The organism is Lacinutrix sp. MEBiC02595, from assembly GCF_053601555.1.
This window is the reverse complement of the sequence record NZ_JBSHNU010000074.1, coordinates 1-244: the sequence shown is the minus strand read 5'-3', so window position 1 is coordinate 244 and position 244 is coordinate 1. Positions and strand designations below refer to the sequence as shown.

Genomic DNA, 244 nt, shown 5'->3' with positions numbered 1-244 from the left:
CGGAACAGAAACGGGATTCACTTCTCCAGTAACGGTATTTGCAGATTTAGATGGCAATGGTGTATTAGACGCAGGAGAGCCAACAGCAACAACAGCAACAGACGGAACCTATACTATAGAAGGAGTGCCAGCAGGAACAGTAGATATCGTAATAGATACAACTACTTTACCAACAGGATCGACATTAACAGATGGAACAGAGCCAACCGAAGTAACGGTACCAGTAAGTGGAACAGTTACAGCA

Annotated in this window: 1 protein-coding gene; it reads left to right on the top strand. The window is 44.3% G+C overall.

What is annotated here, in order from left to right:
- A partial coding sequence (locus tag ACVCZW_RS00315; protein ID WP_452231328.1) for a hypothetical protein occupies positions 1-244 on the top strand: 244 nt, incomplete at both ends.